Origin of the sequence: Bordetella genomosp. 8 (assembly GCF_002119685.1) — a bacterium.
Taxonomy (GTDB): Bacteria; Pseudomonadota; Gammaproteobacteria; order Burkholderiales; family Burkholderiaceae_B; genus Bordetella_C.
Map to the genome: position 1 here is coordinate 2,693,298 of NZ_CP021108.1, position 19,094 is coordinate 2,712,391.

Sequence of the window (19,094 nt, forward strand, 5' to 3'; positions counted from 1 at the left end):
GAGTTATCCAGGACTCCTTACTTTTCGGCCCGCGGCGCATGCGCTCCGGGCCGCCAGAGGCTCAACCCGTGTCGCCATCCCGTGACGACGGCGCGCCGGACCCCGGTTCGCGCGGCGACCCCGGCGGCGCCCGCCCGCCGCTGAACCTGCGCCAGATCGAGGTTTTCCGCGCCATCATGCTGTCAGGCTCCATCAGCGGCGCCGGCCGCATGCTGCACGTGTCGCAGCCGGCCATCAGCCGCGTGCTGGCCCTGATGGAAAGCCGGCTGCGCTACCCGCTGTTCGAACGGTCGCGCAGCCGCCTGACCCCCACCGCGGAGGCGCGGCGCCTGTACGCCGAGGTGGAGCAGGTGTACGGCGGCATCCAGCGCGTCAACGAGCTTGCCACCACCCTGGGCGAATCCGGCGCTGGCATGCTGCGCGTCGTCTCCAGCGCCAGCTACGGCCAGCGCATGGTGCCCATGGCCTTGCGGGCGCTGCGTGCGGCGCGGGCGCGCGTCCGGGTCGATTACCGCACCGCGACCTTCGACGAACTGGCGGGATATTTCCTGGGGGGACATGCCGACATCGCGGTCTCCATGCGTCCCCCTGATCATCCTAACCTTGCCGCCGTCGAGCTGGGCAGCTCCCGGGTGGTCTGTATCCTGCCGCCCGGCCATGCGCTGGCGGCGCAGCCGGTTGTGCGCGCGCGGGATTTCTCGTCGGTGGACTGGATAGGCTATCCCGCCGAAGCGCCGCTGGGCCGCGTGCTGGCCAGCTTTTTCGACGGCGCGCCGGCCCATGCGGCGGCGATGGAGGTCCACTCGCCGGTTACGGCAGCTGCCTTTGTCCAGCAAGGGCTGGGGCCCGCCTTGGTCGACGCCTGGTGCGTCGGGCCGGAGTTGCGGCGTTCCGTCGCGGTGCGGCCGATCGAACCCGCCGCCAGCGTGGGGATCTGGGCGACCTATTCCGGGCTGCAACCCTTGCCGCTGATGGCGCATCGCTTCCTGGAGGTGCTGCGCGGCGTACTCGCCAGCGAGCCGCCGCCCGTGTTCGGGGATCCGGTTACGTCCTGATGCGTCGACGGCCGCGGCGCGGGTGTACAGTGCCAGGGCATCCGCCGCCACGCGGCCCGCACGGGATGACTCGCAGGGGAGCGCCGCCATGACGCACTACGAATTGATCGGTTCGCGGGGCTGCGGCTCGGCCATCGTCGAAGCCGCATTACGCCTGTCGGGCCTGGACGCCCGCATCACCGACATCCCTTACCTCAAGCCCGGACCGGGCCGCGACCGCCTGCTGGGACTCAATCCGCTGGGTCAGGTGCCTGTGCTGATTTTGCCGGGCGGCGCCGTGATGACCGAAAGCGCCGCCATGATCCTGCATCTGAACGACGCCGCCCCGCATGCCAACCTGGTGCCGGCGGCGGGCGGCCTGGCGCGCGCGCGTTTCTTCGAAATCCTGGTGCGCCTCGGCGCCGCGGTGTATCCGACCTTCACCTACGGCGACGATCCGGCGCGCTGGACCGGCGAGGGCGAAGCGGCGCAAAAGCTGCGCGCGGCCACCGACGACCGCCGGGAAGTGCTCTGGCGCTCCATCGAAGAACAGGTCGGCGAACCGCACGTGCTGGGCGAGCAGTTGACCGCGCTGGATCTCTATGTGGCCGTCATGACGCACTGGCGTCCTCGGCGCGCATGGTTCGACGAGCACTGCCCGCGCCTGGCCGCGGTGGCCGACCAGGCGGCGGGACATCCCCGGATTCGCGACGTCCTGCATCGGCATTTTTCCGGCGCCGGGGATTGACCGTCGGCCGCCGCGGCGGGATGGTCGTCCGCCAGAAGCACAGGGCCAGCAGGCTGACCGCCGCACCGAGCAAGCACACGCCTTTCCAGCCCGCGTGGGCGTAGGTGAGGGTGGTAGCGATGGCGCCCAGCCCGCTGCCCACCGCATAGAACAGCATGTAAAGGCCGACCAGCCGGCTATGGGCTTCCGGGCGAGTGCGGAAGATCAGGCTCTGGTTGGTGACGTGCAGCGCCTGGCCACCCAGATCGAGCAGGACGATGCCTATCACCAGTGCCCACAGCGACCATTGCATCAGCGACAGCGGCCACCAGGCCAGCAACAATACCGCCAGCGCCGCCGCGCTGGTGCGCTGGGCATGGCCACGATCGGCCCACTGTCCGGCACGCGCGGCGGCGAGGGCGCCTACCACACCGACCAGGCCAAATGCACCGATGACGGTGTGCGAAAAGCGGTACGGCGGCGCGCTCAACGGCAGCACGAGCGCGCTCCAGAAAATGTTGAACGCGGCGAACATCAAGAGCGCCAACGTACCGCGCACTTGCAGCACTTTTTCTTCCCGCAGCAGCGTCAGCATGGAGACGATCAGACGCGAGTAAGGCATAGGATGGGCTGCCAACGCCAAGGCAGGCAACCGCCGCCACAGCGGCAGCGCGATCGCCAGCATCAGCAAGGCGGCGCAGAAATACACACCTCGCCAGCCCGCCAGGTCGCTGACGACCCCCGCGACCCCCCGCGCGAGCAGCAGGCCGATGAACACGCCACTCTGTGCCGTACCGACGACCCGCCCTTGCTCGTGGGGCGCGGCGACGCTGGCCGCATAGGCGATCAGGCCCTGCGTCATCGCCGTGCCCAGCAGCCCAACCCCCAGCATGCCCGCCAGCAGGACAGATGCGGACTGCGCCATGCCGACCGTCGCCAATGCCGCCACCAGGCTTAGCAGTTGCACCGCCATCAATCGGCGGCGGTCCACCCGATCACCCAGCGGCACCAGCAGCAACAAAGCCAAGGCACAGCCGATCTGGGTGGCTGTCACCACGCCCCCCACGGCGGCATGGCTGATGCCGAAGTCGCGGGCCAGCGCATCCAGCAGGGGTTGTGCGTAGTACACATTCGCCACGCTCAGGCCACTGGCGGCGGCAAACAGCAGCACCAGGCCGCGCGGCATATCGGCAGTCAGCGATGATTTCATGTGTCTCGATCCATGCAATCCGGTTTTAAAACAAAACCGATTGAATGCTAGGGCATGTGGTTTTAAAATGCAACTATTAACCCTGACTACTGCTGTCTGCCTGGAGAAGTCGTGCCGCGCCGCCCTACCAACGACGAACCCTGTCCTGTCGCTCGCGCCGTCGATGTGGTCGGGGATCGCTGGTCGCTGCTGATCGTGCGCGACGCGTTCGACGGCACGCACCGCTTTGGCGATTTCCAGCGCAAGCTGGGCGTGGCCCGCAACATCCTTTCCGATCGCCTGCGCAAACTGGTTGACGCGGGCATCCTCGAAACGAGGGATGCTTCGGACGGCACGGCCTACCAGGAATACGTGCTGACGCCACAGGGCGAAAGTCTGTTTCCCGTAGTAGTGGCGCTGCGCCAGTGGGGCGAACAGCATCTGTTCACGCGCGGCGAACGCCATTCGGTGCTGATCGAAACTCGCACCGGCAAGCCGATTGCGCGCATGGCGCCGCAGGCTTCCGATGGCTCCGTGCTGCTGCCCGCCGCGACCGAAGTGCGGAAAGTGACGTAAGGCGAAATCAACGGCCGCAATTGGACAGAGACCAGGTTTCGGCCTACTGTAATGCCTGCGCCGCGCCGTCTTTTTTGTCCGGAGATGTCTTCGGGCCGGTCGCCACGCTACGTCAGCTGCTCCCTCCATGACTTCGCCATCGATCAAGCGCGACCCGCCGCATGGCGTGGATGCGCCGCCGCGCCATACGCGTGGCACGCCGGGTTACCGCAACACCAACTGGGCGCTGTTCGCCGCCGGTTTTTCCACCTTCTCGCTGATGTACTGCGTGCAGCCGCTCTTGCCGCTGTTCGCCGACCATTTCGGCATCACCCCCACACAGAGCAGCCTGTCGCTGTCGCTCACCACGGGGCTGCTGGCGCTGGCGATCTTCATCGTCGGGTTCTGGTCCAGCCGCCTGCCGCGCAAGGGCGTCATGGCCGTGTCGCTGTTCGCCTCGGGTATCCTGACCCTGGGGGTGGCCTTGACGCCCACCTGGCATGCGCTGCTGGCCGTGCGGGCCCTGCAGGGGCTGGTATTGGGCGGCGTGCCGGCCGTCGCCATGGCCTACCTGGCGGAAGAGGTCGCGCCTACGGACCTGGGGTTCGCCATGGGACTGTATATCGGCGGCAGTGCCTTCGGCGGCATGGCCGGGCGGGTGATGACGGGCCTGCTGGCCGACTATTTCGACTGGCGCATCGCCATGATGGCGGTGGGCGCGCTGGGCATAGGCTCGGCGGTGCTGTTCGTGATGAGCCTGCCGGCGTCGCGCCATTTCACACCGCAGCGGGGTGGCGGCTGGGAGGCGGCGCGCGCGGGCATCATGACCCATCTGGTCGACGTCAACCTGCTGTCGCTGTTCGCCTTGGCCTTCCTGCTGATGGGTGGCTTCGTCACGATCTACAACTACGCGGGCTTTCGCCTGCTGGCGCCGCCTTTTTCGCTGAGCCAGGCGGCCGTTAGCGCGATCTTCGCGGTCTACGTGGTGGGGATATTCGCATCGGCGCTGTTCGGCCGGCTGGCCGACCGCCATGGGCGCGGGGCCATGCTTTGCCTGGGCGTGGGGACGATGCTGCTGGGCATACTGCTGACGCTGTCCTCCGCGCTGGCGGTCGTGGTGGCGGGCGTGATCCTGGCGACGTTCGGGTTCTTCGCCGCGCACGCGGTGGCCAGCGGCTGGGTGGGTCAACTGGCGCGCGGCTACAAGGCGCAGGCGGCGTCGCTTTATCTGCTGGCCTATTACCTGGGTTCCAGCGTGCTGGGCTCGGTCGGCGGAACCTGCTGGGAATTGGCGGGGTGGAAGGGCGTGGCGGGCCTGATCGGCACGTTCCTGGTGCTGGGCCTGGCGCTGTCGTGGCGTCTGTATGCGGTAATCGGCAGGCAGCCGGCGCAGGGGCCGGCATCCGCGACGAAGGCCAGGTAGCCCGCGGCGGCTAACGCCGCTTCCCGGCCGCCCGCATCGATTCCCGCAGGATGATGCCCAGGCCCGCGGCTACGATGATCACCGCGCCCACGGACGTCATGAGGTCCGGCGTTTCACCCCAGAAGATCCAGCCCAGCAGCGTGGCCCATATCAGGCCGGTGTAATCGAAGGGCGCGACCACCGACGCGGGCGCGATGCGGAAAGCCTGCGTGATCAGGGACAGGCCGGCGGTGCTGAACAGCGCGACGCCGACGAAGAAAGGCCAGTGGGTGGGACCCGGCGTGCGCCAGAACCAGGGGAGGACGGCCGCGCTGCACACCAGCTGGGCCACCACGATGTAAAAGGCCATGGTCAGGAAGCTTTCGTCCGGCCCGATGGCCCGTGCCGTGATCATCATTGCGGCGTACAGCACCGCCGTGACCAGCGGCAGCAGCGCTGCGGCCTGGAAGCTCGACGCGCCCGGCCTCACGATCAACAGTACGCCGGCGAAGCCCAGCACGATCACGCCCCAACGCATGGCGTCCACGCGCTCCTTCAGCACGATCACGGACAGCACGGTCACGCACAGCGGCGCCGCGTACGAGATGGCTGTCGCTTCCGCGAATGGCAGGTAGCGCAAGCTGCCGTAGAACGCGCAGGCCGACACCACATTGATCCCGCCGCGCAGCAGATGGATGCCGGGATGGCGGGTGCGCAGCGCCTGCCTGCCGCCCAGGGCCAGCACCACGGCGGCGACGAAGGGCAGGGCGATGGCGGCGCGCAGGAACAGGATCTGGGGCGGCGAATACATGCCGCCCAGCCATTTGGCGATGGCGTCGCTGATGGTCAGGCTCAGCATGCCCACCAGGATGCAGAGGATCCCGGCGGACGGCGGCGTCCCGGTGGAGGGCGTGGAGCTCAACTGCCCGAGGTAGCGCGCAGCGCCTGCCACGCCACCAGCGCCCAGGCGGCCAGGAAGGCCGTGCCGCCCAGCGGCGTGATCGCGCCCAGCCAGCGGATGCCGGTGCCCGCCAGCAGGTACAGACTGCCGCTGAAAACCACGATCCCGGCGAACATCAACCAACCCGCGGCGTTCCACATCCCGGGCGCGTGAGCAAAACGGGGCGCCAGGGCGGCGATCGCCAGCAGGCCCAGGGCGTGGGCCATGTGGTAAGTGACGGCCGTCTGCCAGACCTGCAGCATGTCGGCCGACAGGATGCGCCGCAGGCCGTGCGCGCCGAACGCGCCCGCGCCCACGGCCAGGAACATGTTCAGGGCGCCGAGAAAAACGAATATGCGGTCAGGCATGGCATTCCAGGATAGGGGCAATCGTCCGTCCCCGATTCTACATCCGGCCCGTCAGGCGTGCGGCACGTTGTCCAGCGAGCGCAGCTTGCGCAGCTCGGGATACCACCACATCCACAGGCCGGCCACCGCGATGGTGCCGAAGCCGCCCACCACGACGGCCGCCACCGCACCGGTGACTTCGGCCATCACGCCGGCGCGGAACTCGCCCAGCTGGTTGGAGGTGCCGATGAACAGCATGTTGATGGCGCTCACCCGACCCAGCATCTCGTTGGGCGTATTCAGCTGGACCAGCGACGTGCGCACTACCACGCTGATCGAGTCGGCGGCGCCCAGCAGAATCAGGGCCGCCACGGATACCGGGATGGACCGCGAGTAGCCGAACACGATGGTGGCCAGGCCGAACAGGAACAGGGCGCCGAACAGGGTCAGTCCGATATTGCCGTCCAGGTTCCTGCGGCTGAGGATCAGGGCCGTGCAGGCGGCGCCGATGGCGGGCGCGGCGCGCAAGGCGCCCAGCGCCCACGGTCCGGCCTGCAGGATGTCCTTGGCGAATACCGGCAGCAGCGCGGTGGCGCCGCCCAGCAGCACCGCGAACAGGTCCAGCGACAGGGTGCCGAACAGGATGCGGCGGCTGGCGATGAAGGTGAAGCCGGCAAACAGCGTCTGCCAGGTGGTCGGCTCCTTGCGCGCCGGCGGTCCTTCGGTCTTCATGCCCAGCATGGCGATCAGCCCGACGGCATAGCAGGCCGCGGCGGCCGCGTACACCCAGCCGGCCCCCAGGCCGTAGCCCACGCCGCCGAGCGCGGGCCCGGCAATCTGCGCGACCTGGTTGGACGATGTGGACAGCGCCGTGGCGCGTGGAATCAGGATGCGCGGGACGACTGCGGGAAGCAACGCCGGCAGGGTGGGCGACTCGAAGGCGCGCGCCGAGCTGATGGCGATGATGGCGGCGTACACGATGACATGGTTGGCCGCGCCGTTGAGGGAAACGGCGGCCAGCACGATGGCCGCGAGCGCCTCCACCGCCATGCAGATGGCGACGATCCTGCGGCGGTCGTAGCGGTCGGCGACGTGCCCCACGACCAGGGTCAAGGCCAGCATGGGACCGAACTGCGCCAGCCCGATCAGGCCCAGGTCCAGCGCGCTGCCGGTCAGCGCGTAGATCTGCCAGCCGACCGCCACGGAAACGATCTGGAAGGCCAGCGACGCCGCGAAGCGCGCCACCAGGAACCGGGCGAAGGCCGGTCGCGCGAGCAGGCCCGCGGCGATGGCCGGGTCGGTATGGTCTGGCGTGGCCATAGAGGGCGGCGGGGCTCGTCGACGAAGAAGCCGCCGATCGTAATCGAAAAACGGATCGGGAACGCGGCGCCGCGCCCACGCGCATCGCACGGGCATTCAGAAAATCGTCAAGTTTTGGCGGTGGACGCTCCCGCATGCTCGTGCTACCTTGCGCACGCTTTTGCGGCGGCGCGAACCCCGCAAGCGCTTTCTTTGTCGTCTCTGCTTGCGGGAGCGGGGCATGTACCCGATTTCTGTCTCCAAACCGGCGGTGCGTTCCGCCGACGGCCGCGGTCCCAACCGATGGGACTGGGCCTTGTTGCCCCTGATCCTGGGCGTACTGGCGGCGCTGGCGTTCGGCGCATCGCAGATGGCCAAGCCGTATGCGGTGGGCACGCCCCTGCCCATATCGCTGGACCCCGCCTATCTGCCGTACTACCTGTTGCGGACCACGCTGCGCATGTTCATGGCGCTGGGCGCGTCGCTGCTGTTCAGCTTCGTGTTCGCCGCGGTGGCGTCCAAATCGCGCACCGCGGAAAAAATCCTGGTGCCCATGGTGGACATCCTGCAGTCGATTCCCATCCTGGGTTTCCTGTCCATCACGGTCACGGGTTTCATCGCGCTGTTTCCCGGCAGCCTGCTGGGCGTCGAATGCGCCGCCATCTTCGCCATTTTCACGTCGCAGGCCTGGAACATGGCGCTGAGCCTGTACCAGTCGATACGTACGGTGCCCTCGGAACTGAACGAAGCCGCGCGCGTGTTCCGGCTCAGCGGCTGGCAGCGATTCTGGCGGCTGGAGCTGCCGTACGCCACGCCCGCGCTGCTGTGGAACATGATGCTGTCGATGTCGGGTGGCTGGTTCTTCGTGGTGGCGTCCGAGGCCATCACCGTATCCAACCAGGACATCAAGCTGCCCGGCATCGGCTCCTATATCGCGGTCGCCATCGATGCGCAGAACGTGCATGCCATCGTCTACGCCATCATCGCCATGGCGATCGGCATCCTGCTATACGACCAACTGTTCTTCCGTCCGCTGCTGGCCTGGGCCGACAAGTTCCGCTTCGAGGATACGCAGAGCAATACCGCGCAGCAGTCGTGGGTGCTCGATCTGCTGCGGCGGGGCCGCCTGACGCGGGCCTGCAGCGAAGCGTTGGCCCACCGCGCGCAGGGCATGCTGGGCTGGTTCCGCCGCGGCTATGACGGGACCTCGGTGCGTTCGCGCACCCGCACGCGCAGCGCCTATGTCGAGCGTGCCGTCGACGCGGTGCTGACCGCGCTGGTGCTGATCGCCGTATGGCGGCTGGTGGTTTTCGTCCATGCGGAAGTCGGGTGGACCGAAGTGGTGCGCGTGTTCGGCCTGGGCCTGATCACGTTGCTGCGGGTGCTGGTTCTGATCTGCCTGGCGTCGCTGATCTGGGTGCCGCTAGGCATCATGATAGGCCTGCGCCCCGCGTGGTCGCAGCGCGTGCAGGCGCTGGCGCAACTGCTGGCCGCGTTTCCTTCCAACCTGCTGTTCCCGCTGGCCGTCATCGTGATCGTGGCCTTCCAGCTGAATCCGGAGATCTGGCTGAGTCCGCTCATCATCTTCGGCACCCAGTGGTATATCTTGTTCAATGTGGTCGCGGGCGCCACCACCATACCCAGCGAATTGCGCTATGCGGCGGACAACCTGGGGCTGAAGGGCTGGCTGAAATGGCGCCGCTTCTATCTGCCCGCGGTCTTTCCGAGTTTCGTCACCGGCGCCATCACGGCCAGCGGCGGCTCATGGAACGCCAGCATCGTGGCCGAGGTGGTCACCTGGGGCAAGACCACGCTGACGGCCCACGGGCTGGGCGGCTATATCGCCGACATGACCTCGCGCGGCGATTTTCCGCGCATCGCGCTGGGCATAGGCGTGATGTGCGTGTTCGTCATGGGCTTGAACCGGTTCCTGTGGCGCCGGCTGTATTTACTCGCCGAAAAGTGGAGCAGATAGCGATGGTGACCGACAACAATCTGCTGGACCTGGCCGGCGTCAGCAAGATGTTCCGCACCGCGGATGGCGCGGCGCGTTCGGTGCTGGAAGGCGTGGATTTCCACTTGCGGGAAGGCGAGATCGTCGCCTTGCTGGGCAAGTCGGGTTCCGGCAAATCGACGCTGCTGCGCATCATGGCGGGCCTGATCCCGGCTGACCACGGCAGCATCCGCTATCGCGGGCAGCCGCTGTACGGACCCGCCGCGGGCATCGCGATGGTGTTCCAGTCCTTCGCGCTGTTCCCCTGGCTGACCGTGCGGCAGAACGTCGCGCTGGGGCTGGAGGCGCAGGGCGTGGCGCCGGCCGAGCGCGAACAGCGTGCCGAGGCGGCGCTGGAATTGATCGGCCTGGCGGGTTTCGGCGGCGCCTTGCCGCGCGAGTTGTCGGGCGGCATGCGGCAGCGTGTGGGGATCGCGCGGGCGCTGGCTACCAACCCCGACGTGCTGCTGATGGACGAGGCCTTCTCCGCCCTGGACGTGCTGACCGGCGAATCCCTGCGCGACGATATGCTGGAACTATGGGAAGAGCGCCGCATGGGTACGCGCGGCATCCTGGTGGTGTCGCACAACATCGAGGAAGCGGTGATGATGGCCGACCGCATCCTGATTTTCGCCAGCGACCCAGGGCGCGTGCGCGACGAAATCCACGTCACGCTGCCGCGCCCGCGCAACGCCGATTCGCCGGAAGTGCGCTACCTGGTCGACCAGGTGTATTCGCTGATGACGGCCAAGCCGCTGCCGGCGACGTCCACGGGCGCGCCGCCCGCGCCGGTGCACCAGGCCTACCGCCTGCCGGACGCGAACGTCGGCACCATGGAGGCCGTGCTGGAACTGCTGGCCGAACCTCCGCTGAACGGCCGGGCCGACCTGCCGCGGCTGGCAGAGGAAGCCGGCCTGCCCGACGAGGAATTGTTCCCGGCCTACGAAGCATTGGGCCTGCTCGGGCTGGCGGTGGTGGAACAGGGCGATATCGCCCTGACGCCGGTGGGGCGCCGCTACGCCGGTGCGGAACAGCAGGAACGCCAGGAGATCTTCGGTCGCCAGCTGCTGGCGCATATTCCGCTGGCCGCGAATATCTGCCATTCGCTGCAGCAGGAGCCCACCGGCGAATTGCCGGACAAGCAGTTCCTGGACATGCTGGAAGAATTCCTGAAGGCCGACGAGGCCGAGCGGGTGCTGAAGGTGGCCGTCGAGTGGGGCCGTTACGGCGAAGTCTATGGCTACGATTACCACACCGGCCGGCTGCACCTGCCGACCACCCCCGCCGAATAGCGGCCGCTGGCCGGCGACGTCGCGATGGGCGGTCAGCCGCCGCGCGCCGGCACCAGCCGGATCCGCGTGATCTCCGACGGCGCGCCCACCCGCTTGGGCGGCCCCCAGTAGCCGGTGCCGCGGCTGGTATAGACCCACAGCCGGCCCATTTTCTTCAGCCCGGCGGTAAAAGGCTGCTGCAAGCGGACGAAGAAATTCCAGGGCAGGAATTGGCCGCCGTGGGTATGGCCGGAAATCTGCAGGGTGTATCCCGCCGGCTCGGCCGCCTCCGCCGTGCGCGGTTGGTGGGCGAGCAGGATGCGCACCGTCGCATCGGCCGGCGCGCCCAGCAGGGCGCCGCGCGGATCGCTGCGCTGGCCCGGATCGAACTGGCCGGCGGTGTAGTCGGTCACGCCCGCCAGGATCAGGCGCGCGCCGTTGTGCGTGATCACCACGTGGCGATTGGACAGCACCTTCAGGCCCAGGCGCTCGAACTCCGCCACCCATTCGCGCGCGCCCGAGTAGTACTCATGGTTGCCGGTCACCAGGTAGGCGCCGTAGCGGCCGCTCAGGCCGGACAAGGGCGCCGTGTGGGGCGACAACTGGTCCACCGGTCCGTCCACTACGTCCCCGGTCACGGCGACCACGTCGGCGCCCAGGGCATTGACGGCCGCGACGATGGCCTCGACGTAGGGGCGGCGGATGGTGGGGCCCACGTGCACGTCGCTGATCTGGGCGATGGTGAAGCCCGACAGGGCCGGGGGCAGCCCGGCGATCGGCACGTCCACGGTGACGACGCGCGCCAGGCGACGGGCATTGAACAATCCCACCAGCGTGATAAGCAAGGCCAGCGCCGGCACCGCCAGGGCGGACGTGCCACGCAAGGACGCCATATCGGCGGGCAGGCCGCGCAAGGCGCCTACCGCCCAGACCGCCAGCAACAGCAGGTCGCGCAGCAGCGTCAGCACGAACAGCGAGGAGAAAAACCCCATCGCCATCAGGCCCGTCCAGGCGGCCTGCCGCGACCACCCCGGCGCCATCTGGCGCGCGCGGGCGCCCAGGGGAATCAGCACGCAGGACGCGAGCAGGTACAGCACGGCGACCCAGCGGACGGGATCGGGTACGGGGGCTTCCGGGATCAGGCGCAGCGCAATGTATACGTGCAGGAGAATGCCAATGGCGAGAATACGGGTAATCAGAGGGGGGCGACGCATGCAGGGGGTCTCCGCCGAATTGAAAAATAGCCGGCGCGCCCTCATTATGCGATATGGCGCTGACGCGCCGCATTAATTCCACGCGAATTCCATGCGCCGCCAGGCGGCCCCCGCCACACTGGCGGGCGGCATGCGCGGTGTCCCGAGTTTGTCGAGTTTGTCCCGAGAACGGTTTTGAAAGATATCGAGTTCCTGCTGTTGGAGTATGGCCCGCTGCTGGTCTTCCTGAACGTCCTGCTTGAGCAGGCCGGGTTGCCTATTCCGGCCTATCCGCTGTTGATCGTCGCCGGGGCGCTGGCCGTGCAGGGCAACCTGCCCTGGGAGCTGACCCTGATGGCGGCCGTGGCTGGCTGCCTGATCGCCGATGCCGCCTGGTACGCCGGCGGCAAGCGTTTCGGCAGCGGGCTGCTCAATACCGTATGCCGCGTGTCGATCTCGCGCGACTCCTGCATACGCCAGACGCAATCGCTGTACTGGCGCACGGGTCCGCGCATCCTGTTCGTCGCGAAATTCCTGCCGGGCGCGAGCGCGCTTTCCACCGTGATGTCCGGGTACGCCGGCCTGCCGTTCCGCAGGTTCGTCGCCTACGATGCCGTCGGATCGATCATCTGGGCGGGATCGGCCGTGATCGTGGGCGCCGTCTTCAATGACATGGTGGGCACGGTGATCGCCGTGCTGGGCGAGTATGGCGGCTACGGCTTGCTGGCGATCGCCGTGGTCCTGGTCCTGTACCTGGGCTATCGCTGGGTGCGCCGCAAGCGCACCATCCGCCGCTTTGCCCATGTGCGCCGCGTTACGCTGGACGAACTGGACGACATGCAGGCCCGGGGCTGCGTGCCGGTCCTGCTGGACGTGCGGGCGACCAGCGACAATCCCTTGCCCGGTGCCATCGCCTTCGATCCCCACGCGGCGATCGGTCAGGAAGGGCAGGCTTGGCCACTGGACGCCCATATCGTCATCTATTGCGCCTGCCCGGAGGAAATCTCCGCCGCGGTGCTGGCCGATCGTCTGCTGAAGGCGGGCTATCGCAATACCAGCGCGCTGGCGGGCGGGTACAACGCCTGGGTGGCTCGGCAGCAGGCCGAAGCCGCCTCGCTGGGCGGCGACGCGGCCGGCCCGGCGGCCTCCGCGCCGGCGCGCGCCTCCGGGGGCTGATCGCCGTGGCCACCCGGCCCGCCAAGCCGGCCGCGCGCCCGCGTTCCGCCGAGATGCCGTCGCTGCAGAGCCGCCAGGATATCGACCCCAGCGTGGCCGAATTCCTCGATGCCCTGTGGCTGGAGGACGGGCTGTCGCGCAACACCCTCAACGCCTATCGCAACGACCTGGCCGCGTTCGACGTCTGGCTGCATGAGCACGAAGGCCGGCGCATTTCGGCGGCCCATACCGGCGACATCGAAGCCTGGTTCGCCTCCGTCCACACCGATACGCGCCCGACGACGGCAAACCGCCGGCTGTCGGCGCTGCGGCGCTACTACCAATGGGCGCTGCGCGAACGGCGCATCGCGCAGGATCCCTGCCTGGCCGTCCGTTCGGCGCGCCAGCCACTGCGTACGCCCAAGACCCTGTCGGAAGCCCAGGTCGAAGCCTTGTTGCGCGCGCCCCGCGTGGATACCGAACTGGGCTTGCGCGACAGGGCCATGCTGGAGACCCTGTACGCCACCGGCCTGCGGGTTTCCGAACTGATGGGCCTGGCGGCGCTGGACGTGGACCTGAACCAGGGCGTCGTGCGGGTGGTGGGCGGCAAGGGCGGCAAGGACCGCCTGGTGCCGTTGGGCGCGGAAGCCGCACATTGGGTGGACCGTTACGTCAAGCATGCGCGGCCGCTGCTGCTCGCGGGCCGCATGTGCGATGCGCTGTTCGTGACAGTGCGCGGCGATGCCATGCACCGCCAGACCTTCTGGCTGATGGTCGGCCGCTATGCCCGCGACGCCGACATCCGCGCGCCGATTTCTCCCCACGTCCTGCGCCACGCCTTCGCCACGCACCTGGTCAATCACGGCGCCGACCTGCGCGTCGTCCAGATGCTGCTGGGCCACGCGGATATCTCGACCACCCAGATCTATACCCACGTTGCGCGCGAGCGCCTGAAAACGCTGCACGCGCAGCATCATCCGCGCGGATGATTGGCGGCGCTTCAGCGCGTCTTGCGGAAGGTCAGGTTCACGCGGCTGGCGCCCGTCGCGGGATGCACGCCGTCGCGCAGCGGCGCGATGCCGTGGAAGGCCAGGCGCGACGGACCGCCCCATACCGCCACGTCGCCATGTACCAGCGGGAAACGCCGCGGGCGGTCGTTGCGCTGCAGGCCGCCGAAGAGAAAGGTGGCCGGCAAGCCCAGGGATATCGACACGATGGGCGCGTCCAGGTCCAGTTCGTCGCGATCCTGGTGCAGGGTCAGGCGGGCCCCGGGGCGATACAGGTTGATCAGGCAGGCTTCCGGGGCGAAATCCGCATAGCCGGCGTGCGCCGCGGCCTCGCGCGCCAGGCGCACCAGGCTTTCCGGCATGGCGGGCCAGGGCTTGCCGCTGAGCGGATCCTCCGCGCCATACCGGTAGCCGCGGCGATCCGAAATCCACCCCTGATCGCCGCAGTTGGTCATCGCCACCGACATCCGCTGTCCGCCCGGCGTAATCAGGTGCCGGAAGGGCGCGTCCGCCGCGACGGCCTTGACCGCGGCCAGCAGTTCGCCAGCGCGCGAGCAGGCATAGCGGCGTAGCAGCACGGCGCCCGGCGCGATGGGCTCGTCCCAGGGCGTTTCTTCGTCGGGGCTGCCGAACAGATCGGCGGTAGCCGGTGGCAGGGAAGGGAAATCAGCCATGCCTGTGATTGTAGGCCGGGCCGCGTAGGCCGGGCCGCGCAGGCCGGGCCGCGCAGGTTGCGCATGGCAGGGCACGCGGGGCGCTAGAATAGGCTTCGATTTTCCTGCAGGCATGACGACCATGGACGTGACTTTCGACTTTCCCCAGCGGCTTACCAACGGATACCAGGATTTCCTCTCGGGACGCTTCCATGCGGAGCGCAACCGGTATCGACAATTGGCGGAAGGTCAGAGTCCCGAGATCATGGTCATCGGCTGCTGTGATTCGCGCGTGGCGCCGGAGCTGATCTTCGACGCCGGTCCCGGCGAAATCTTCGTCCTGCGCAACGTGGCCAACCTGGTCCCGCCCTACGAACCGGATTCGCATTACCATGGCACCAGCTCCGCCATCGAATTCGCGGTCAACGGCTTGAACGTCAAGCATATCGTCGTGATGGGCCATGCATCCTGCGGCGGCATCCGTTCGTATTACGACGATGCCGAGCCGCTGGCCAAGGGCGACTTCATCGGCAAATGGATGTCGCAGATCGACGCCACCGCCCGCAAGGTCGACATGACCGGCGACCGCGTGGCCGACCTGCGCCGCCTGGAGCTCAAGGTGGTGGAGCACAGCCTGAAGAACCTGATGACCTTCCCGTACATCAGCCAGCGCGTGCAGCGCGGCGAGCTGCATCTGCACGGCGCGTATTTCGGCGTGGCCACCGGCCTGCTGTTCGTTCGCGATCCTCAATCGGGCGAGTTCGCGCCGGTCGGCGAAGGTCCGGCCGACGACGGCGCGGCCTGAGGCCCGAACGCGATGCCGGCCTCGTTTCCGCCAGCCTTATCGAGCCTGTCCTTCAGCCCGCCGCGGCGGCGTGTCCTGCGCGCGCTGGGGGCCGTGGCCGCGGGCCTGGCGGCCGCGCCCATCGCGCGAGTGCAGGCCCAGCCGGCGCCCCTGCGTATAGGCGTCATCGCCAGCGTTGCCAACGAAGCCACCGAAATCGCCATTACCCAGGCACGCGATGTCGGCGTCAACGCCAGGCTGGTGGAGTTCGCCGATTGGGTGATGCCCAATGTCGCGGTGGCGGATGGCTCCATCGAGGCCAATTTCTTCCAGCACCAACCTTTCCTGGATCTGTTCAACCGCAGCCGCGGCGCGAACCTGACTTCCGTGGCCTATGGTTATTCGACCACGATGGGGCTGTTTTCCAAGAAGGTGAAACGGGGCGAACCCATGCCGCATGGCGCGTCGATCGGCGTGCCGGCCGACCCGGTGAATACCGGCCGCGCCTTGCTGCTGCTGCAATCCATGGGCCTGATCAGGCTCAAGGCCGGCGCTGCCGAACGGGCCACGCTGCTCGACGTGGAAAGCAATCCGCTGGATCTCAAATTCGTCGCGATCGAAGGCGCGCAGGCGGGCCGCGCTTTCGATGACGTGACGGCGTCGGCCACCTACACGACGTTCGCCAAGCATGGCGGGCTGGACGAAAAAGACGGCCTGGCCTTCGACAACAACGATCCCGACAATGTGCGGCGCTACGCGATACGCTGGGTGGCACTGCCCGAACATGCCCAGGATGCGCGCCTGCTGAAGTTCATCGAGGTGTACCAGCAGTCGCCGGAGGTCAAGGGCACGCTGCGGCGCCTGTATGGGGACCTGATCGACTTCCCCTGGTAGGGCAGGGGAAGCCGGAAGAGTTGATCGAATCGCGGGTGATCGAACCGCGGGTGATCAAGCCGCGGCGATCAGTCCTCGGCGGGCGCCTCGCCCTCCAGCGTGAACAGGTCCCACACCGCCACGAACAGCGCCGCGATCAGCGGCCCGATCACGAACCCGTTCAGGCCGAACAGGGCCATGCCGCCCAGCGTCGAGATCAGGATCACCCAATCGGGAAGTTTCGTGTCCTTGCCCACCAGGATGGGGCGCATGATGTTGTCGACCGTGCCGATCACCAGGACGCAGAAGGCGATCAGTCCAACCCCCTGCCAGATGGCCCCGGTCACCAGGAAGTACACGGCCACCGGCACCCAGATCAGCGCCGCGCCCACCGCCGGCAGCAGGGACAGGAAGGCCATCAACACGCCCCACAGCAGCGAGCCCTGGATGCCCAGCACCCAGAACGCCAGTCCGCCCAGCAGGCCCTGCGTCGCCGCCACCGCCACGTTGCCCTTGATCGTCGCACGGATGACGGTGGTGAACTTGCGCGTCAAATGCTGCTTGTAGGCCTCGCTGAGCGGAATGGCGCGGCTGATGCCGCGCGATAGCGATGCGCCGTCGCGCAACAGGAAAAACAGCAGATACAGCATGACGCCGAAACTGACCACGAACTGGAACGTGTCCTGGCCGATGCTGAAGGCCTGCGTGGCCAGGAACTGGCTGCCCTGCACGGTCGCGGCGCTGAGCTTCTGCTGCAGGCTGCGGATGTCCGACAGGTCGAACCGGTCCAGCAAGGCGTGGACGGACGGCGGCAGGGCGTTTATCACGCGCTCGAAGTACAGGCCGAAATTCAAATCGCCCGACTTGATCTGTTGATACAGTGCCGTGCCTTCCTGCACCAGCGAGCCGGTGATCAGGATCACTGGCAGAATGGCGATCAGCACGCACAGCAGCAGGGTGATCAGCGCCGCCATGTTGCGGCGCTTGCCCATGCGCGCCAGCAGGCGGCGGTGCAGGGGGGCGAAGATGATGGCCAGGATGGTGCCCCAGAACACGGCGCCGTAGAATGGCCAGAGTATCCAGCCAAAAGCGATCGATACAGCGATCAGCAGGAAGATGAAAGTCCGGTAATGCAGGTTGGAATTGCTCATTGTTGGGGATTCCCGCGATAGCGCGCATCGCCCGTACGACGATGCGCCATGCGCATGATGCCATTGTTGGCGGGCCCGTGCGCCATTCTTCCAGAAGGAGGACAGACATGACGGATTCCGTCGATCTCAAGGGCATAGGGCTGAAAGTCACATTTCCCCGGCTCAAAATACTGGATCTCTTTCGCAACAGCGAACAGCGGCACCTGAGCGCCGAAGACGTCTATCGGCATCTGATGAACGAAGGCGTGGAAATGGGGCTGGCCACGGTCTATCGCGTCCTGACGCAATTCGAACAGGCGGGCCTGCTGAAACGCAGCCAGCTGGGCGGCAACAAGGCGGTCTTCGAGCTGAACGATGGCGACCGACACCACGGCCATCTGGTCAGCACGTCGACCGGCGACGTGGAAGAGTTCGTCGATCCGGAGATCGAACGCCGCCTGCGGCAGATCGCCGACGATATGGGCTACAGCCTGACCGAGTTCACGATCACGATTTTCGCCACGCCCAAGCAGGCCTAGGCCGGCGGCGCGTCAGCGGCTGGCGGCGGCGGCTTCGAAGAACCGCGCCAGCAGCGGCGTCTCGTCACCGGCGCGATGGGCCAGCAGGATCTGGCTGCTGGCGTCTGGCGTATCCAGCGGCCGATAGGCCACCCCTGGAATCCCGGTCTTGGCATAGGTCTCCGGCAGCACGGAAACGCCCATGCCCGCCGCGACCAGGCCGACGATGGTGGCGCCTTCGCGGGCTTCCTGACCGATCTGCAGCGCGAAGCCGGCGCGGCTGGCCAGCACGCCCACGTGCTCGAACAGCCCGCAGCCCAGGCCGCGCGGGAACAGGATGAAGGACTCGCCCGACAAGGCCGACATGGGCAGCGGTCCGTCGCCGCGCGCCAGCCTGTGTCCCGCGGGCAGGGCGGCCATCAGGCGGTCGCTCCACAGCGTCAGGACGCGGATGTCGGGTGGCGGGCAGAACAGGATGGACGGGCGCAGGAAGCCGACGTCGATGCTGCGGTGGGCCAGGGCCTGCAACTGCTGGCCGGTGGACATATGAAGGAGGTCGGCCCGGGCGCCAGGATGCCGGCTGCGGAATGCCTGCACGATGCGCGGAAAGGCCTCGAACATGGGTACGGAGGCGGTAAAGGCGATGCGGATCTCGCCGGCTTCGCCCTGCACCGCCTGCCGCACGACATCGCCGGCGCGTTCCAGGTGCTGCAACGCCCGCCGCGCCTGTTCCAGGAAAAGCGTGCCGGCCTCGGTCAGTTCCACGCGCCGCTTGGTCCGATGCAGCAGGGTGGCGCCCAGTTCGTCTTCCAGGGATTTCACCTGCATGCTCAGGGGCGGCTGGCTGACGTGCAGGCGCCGCGCCGCGGCGCTGAAGCTCAGTTCCTCTGCCACCGCCACGAAATAGCGAAGCTGGCGAAAATCCATGGTTATCTGAAAAACGTATAAATGTTGATGGGAAAAAGTATTGGACGCTATGGTTTAGGGTAAACCATTATAACGTTTGAAACAGAAGGTATTTTTT

The 19,094-nt window shown here is 67.5% G+C and carries 18 protein-coding genes and 1 pseudogene; 11 read left to right on the top strand and 8 right to left on the bottom strand.

All coding sequences use genetic code 11. The annotated features are described in order from the left end of the window. Window positions 1-68 precede the first annotated feature (68 nt). A complete protein-coding gene (locus CAL12_RS12315) occupies window positions 69-1,055 on the top strand; it encodes a LysR family transcriptional regulator (protein WP_420042771.1) in 987 nt (328 codons plus the stop codon). A gap of 88 nt (window positions 1,056-1,143) precedes the next feature. Continuing rightward, window positions 1,144-1,782 carry a glutathione S-transferase family protein gene (locus tag CAL12_RS12320; protein ID WP_232464789.1) on the top strand — a complete coding sequence of 213 codons (639 nt, stop codon included), beginning with the start codon at window positions 1,144-1,146 and terminating at the stop codon, window positions 1,780-1,782. Here the strand turns inward: CAL12_RS12320 and CAL12_RS12325 are convergent. Further along, window positions 1,745-2,971 (bottom strand): annotated as a pseudogene (locus CAL12_RS12325) (MFS transporter); the annotation flags it as partial. The gene CAL12_RS12320 and the pseudogene CAL12_RS12325 sit on opposite strands and share 38 nt — an antisense overlap. A gap of 111 nt (window positions 2,972-3,082) precedes the next feature. Here CAL12_RS12325 and CAL12_RS12330 point away from each other — a divergent pair. Both CAL12_RS12330 and CAL12_RS12335 read left to right on the top strand, forming a co-directional pair. Then, window positions 3,083-3,526 carry a winged helix-turn-helix transcriptional regulator gene (locus tag CAL12_RS12330; RefSeq protein ID WP_198298432.1) on the top strand — a complete coding sequence of 148 codons (444 nt, stop codon included), beginning with the start codon at window positions 3,083-3,085 and terminating at the stop codon, window positions 3,524-3,526. Between the two features lie 127 nt (window positions 3,527-3,653). Further along, on the top strand, window positions 3,654-4,928 hold the full coding sequence (locus tag CAL12_RS12335) for an MFS transporter (RefSeq protein ID WP_086064709.1): 1,275 nt from the start codon (window positions 3,654-3,656) through the stop codon (window positions 4,926-4,928). 10 nt (window positions 4,929-4,938) lie between these two features. On the opposite strand, the gene CAL12_RS12340 is transcribed toward CAL12_RS12335, so the two are convergent. From CAL12_RS12340 to CAL12_RS12350, 3 genes are read right to left on the bottom strand one after another with little or no spacing between them, the layout of a single operon-like run. Further along, window positions 4,939-5,829 carry a DMT family transporter gene (locus CAL12_RS12340; RefSeq protein ID WP_269768440.1) on the bottom strand — a complete coding sequence of 297 codons (891 nt, stop codon included), beginning with the start codon at window positions 5,827-5,829 and terminating at the stop codon, window positions 4,939-4,941. Continuing rightward, entirely contained in the window at window positions 5,826-6,215 is a 390-nt protein-coding gene (locus CAL12_RS12345; RefSeq protein WP_086064710.1) for a DUF423 domain-containing protein, read from the bottom strand. Before CAL12_RS12345 ends, CAL12_RS12340 begins: the two co-directional genes overlap by 4 nt. A gap of 51 nt (window positions 6,216-6,266) precedes the next feature. After that, window positions 6,267-7,514 (bottom strand): MFS transporter, encoded by a 1,248-nt coding sequence (locus CAL12_RS12350; RefSeq protein ID WP_086064711.1) that lies wholly within the window; start codon window positions 7,512-7,514, stop codon window positions 6,267-6,269. Between the two features lie 220 nt (window positions 7,515-7,734). On the opposite strand from CAL12_RS12350, the gene CAL12_RS12355 reads away from it, so the two are divergent. Then, the gene (locus tag CAL12_RS12355; protein WP_086064712.1) at window positions 7,735-9,468 is read left to right on the top strand and encodes an ABC transporter permease; all 1,734 of its coding nucleotides are present in this window, start codon (window positions 7,735-7,737) and stop codon (window positions 9,466-9,468) included. A 2-nt stretch (window positions 9,469-9,470) separates the two neighbouring features. Continuing rightward, window positions 9,471-10,778 carry an ABC transporter ATP-binding protein gene (locus CAL12_RS12360; RefSeq protein ID WP_420042772.1) on the top strand — a complete coding sequence of 436 codons (1,308 nt, stop codon included), beginning with the start codon at window positions 9,471-9,473 and terminating at the stop codon, window positions 10,776-10,778. Between the two features lie 32 nt (window positions 10,779-10,810). Here the strand turns inward: CAL12_RS12360 and CAL12_RS12365 are convergent, their stop codons facing one another. Further along, complete coding sequence (locus CAL12_RS12365; RefSeq protein WP_086064713.1) at window positions 10,811-11,971, bottom strand: metallophosphoesterase; 1,161 nt, start codon at window positions 11,969-11,971, stop codon at window positions 10,811-10,813. Between the two features lie 174 nt (window positions 11,972-12,145). On the opposite strand from CAL12_RS12365, the gene CAL12_RS12370 reads away from it, so the two are divergent. Both CAL12_RS12370 and xerD read left to right on the top strand, forming a co-directional pair. Beyond that, window positions 12,146-13,126 (top strand): VTT domain-containing protein, encoded by a 981-nt coding sequence (locus CAL12_RS12370; RefSeq protein WP_086064714.1) that lies wholly within the window; start codon window positions 12,146-12,148, stop codon window positions 13,124-13,126. A 53-nt stretch (window positions 13,127-13,179) separates the two neighbouring features. Further along, window positions 13,180-14,094, top strand: a complete 915-nt coding sequence (gene xerD, locus CAL12_RS12375; protein WP_086067840.1) for a site-specific tyrosine recombinase XerD — start codon at window positions 13,180-13,182, stop codon at window positions 14,092-14,094. A gap of 11 nt (window positions 14,095-14,105) precedes the next feature. On the opposite strand, the gene alkB is transcribed toward xerD, so the two are convergent. Then, on the bottom strand, window positions 14,106-14,786 hold the full coding sequence (gene alkB / locus CAL12_RS12380) for a DNA oxidative demethylase AlkB (protein ID WP_086067841.1): 681 nt from the start codon (window positions 14,784-14,786) through the stop codon (window positions 14,106-14,108). A 121-nt stretch (window positions 14,787-14,907) separates the two neighbouring features. On the opposite strand from alkB, the gene CAL12_RS12385 reads away from it, so the two are divergent. After that, window positions 14,908-15,570 (top strand): carbonic anhydrase, encoded by a 663-nt coding sequence (locus CAL12_RS12385; RefSeq protein WP_086067842.1) that lies wholly within the window; start codon window positions 14,908-14,910, stop codon window positions 15,568-15,570. Between the two features lie 12 nt (window positions 15,571-15,582). Next, window positions 15,583-16,443, top strand: coding sequence for a MetQ/NlpA family ABC transporter substrate-binding protein (locus tag CAL12_RS12390; RefSeq protein WP_086064715.1), 861 nt, complete (start codon window positions 15,583-15,585; stop codon window positions 16,441-16,443). 68 nt (window positions 16,444-16,511) lie between these two features. On the opposite strand, the gene CAL12_RS12395 is transcribed toward CAL12_RS12390, so the two are convergent. After that, window positions 16,512-17,573 (bottom strand): AI-2E family transporter, encoded by a 1,062-nt coding sequence (locus CAL12_RS12395; protein ID WP_086064716.1) that lies wholly within the window; start codon window positions 17,571-17,573, stop codon window positions 16,512-16,514. Between the two features lie 107 nt (window positions 17,574-17,680). Between CAL12_RS12395 and CAL12_RS12400 the strand changes: the two genes are divergently transcribed. Then, window positions 17,681-18,091, top strand: a complete 411-nt coding sequence (locus tag CAL12_RS12400; protein ID WP_086064717.1) for a transcriptional repressor — start codon at window positions 17,681-17,683, stop codon at window positions 18,089-18,091. Between the two features lie 12 nt (window positions 18,092-18,103). On the opposite strand, the gene CAL12_RS12405 is transcribed toward CAL12_RS12400, so the two are convergent. Further along, entirely contained in the window at window positions 18,104-18,997 is an 894-nt protein-coding gene (locus CAL12_RS12405; RefSeq protein ID WP_086064718.1) for a LysR substrate-binding domain-containing protein, read from the bottom strand. Window positions 18,998-19,094 lie beyond the last annotated feature (97 nt).

Coding starts and splice junctions, on each gene's coding strand:
- CAL12_RS12320 (WP_232464789.1), top strand. CDS start 1,144: ATGACGCACTACGAATTGATCGGTTCGCGGGGCTGCGGCTCGGCCATC.
- CAL12_RS12335 (WP_086064709.1), top strand. CDS start 3,654: ATGACTTCGCCATCGATCAAGCGCGACCCGCCGCATGGCGTGGATGCG.
- CAL12_RS12345 (WP_086064710.1), bottom strand. CDS start 6,215: ATGCCTGACCGCATATTCGTTTTTCTCGGCGCCCTGAACATGTTCCTG.
- CAL12_RS12350 (WP_086064711.1), bottom strand. CDS start 7,514: ATGGCCACGCCAGACCATACCGACCCGGCCATCGCCGCGGGCCTGCTC.
- CAL12_RS12355 (WP_086064712.1), top strand. CDS start 7,735: ATGTACCCGATTTCTGTCTCCAAACCGGCGGTGCGTTCCGCCGACGGC.
- CAL12_RS12360 (WP_420042772.1), top strand. CDS start 9,471: ATGGTGACCGACAACAATCTGCTGGACCTGGCCGGCGTCAGCAAGATG.
- CAL12_RS12365 (WP_086064713.1), bottom strand. CDS start 11,971: ATGCGTCGCCCCCCTCTGATTACCCGTATTCTCGCCATTGGCATTCTC.
- xerD (WP_086067840.1), top strand. CDS start 13,180: ATGCCGTCGCTGCAGAGCCGCCAGGATATCGACCCCAGCGTGGCCGAA.
- alkB (WP_086067841.1), bottom strand. CDS start 14,786: ATGGCTGATTTCCCTTCCCTGCCACCGGCTACCGCCGATCTGTTCGGC.
- CAL12_RS12385 (WP_086067842.1), top strand. CDS start 14,908: ATGGACGTGACTTTCGACTTTCCCCAGCGGCTTACCAACGGATACCAG.
- CAL12_RS12390 (WP_086064715.1), top strand. CDS start 15,583: ATGCCGGCCTCGTTTCCGCCAGCCTTATCGAGCCTGTCCTTCAGCCCG.
- CAL12_RS12395 (WP_086064716.1), bottom strand. CDS start 17,573: ATGAGCAATTCCAACCTGCATTACCGGACTTTCATCTTCCTGCTGATC.
- CAL12_RS12400 (WP_086064717.1), top strand. CDS start 17,681: ATGACGGATTCCGTCGATCTCAAGGGCATAGGGCTGAAAGTCACATTT.
- CAL12_RS12405 (WP_086064718.1), bottom strand. CDS start 18,997: ATGGATTTTCGCCAGCTTCGCTATTTCGTGGCGGTGGCAGAGGAACTG.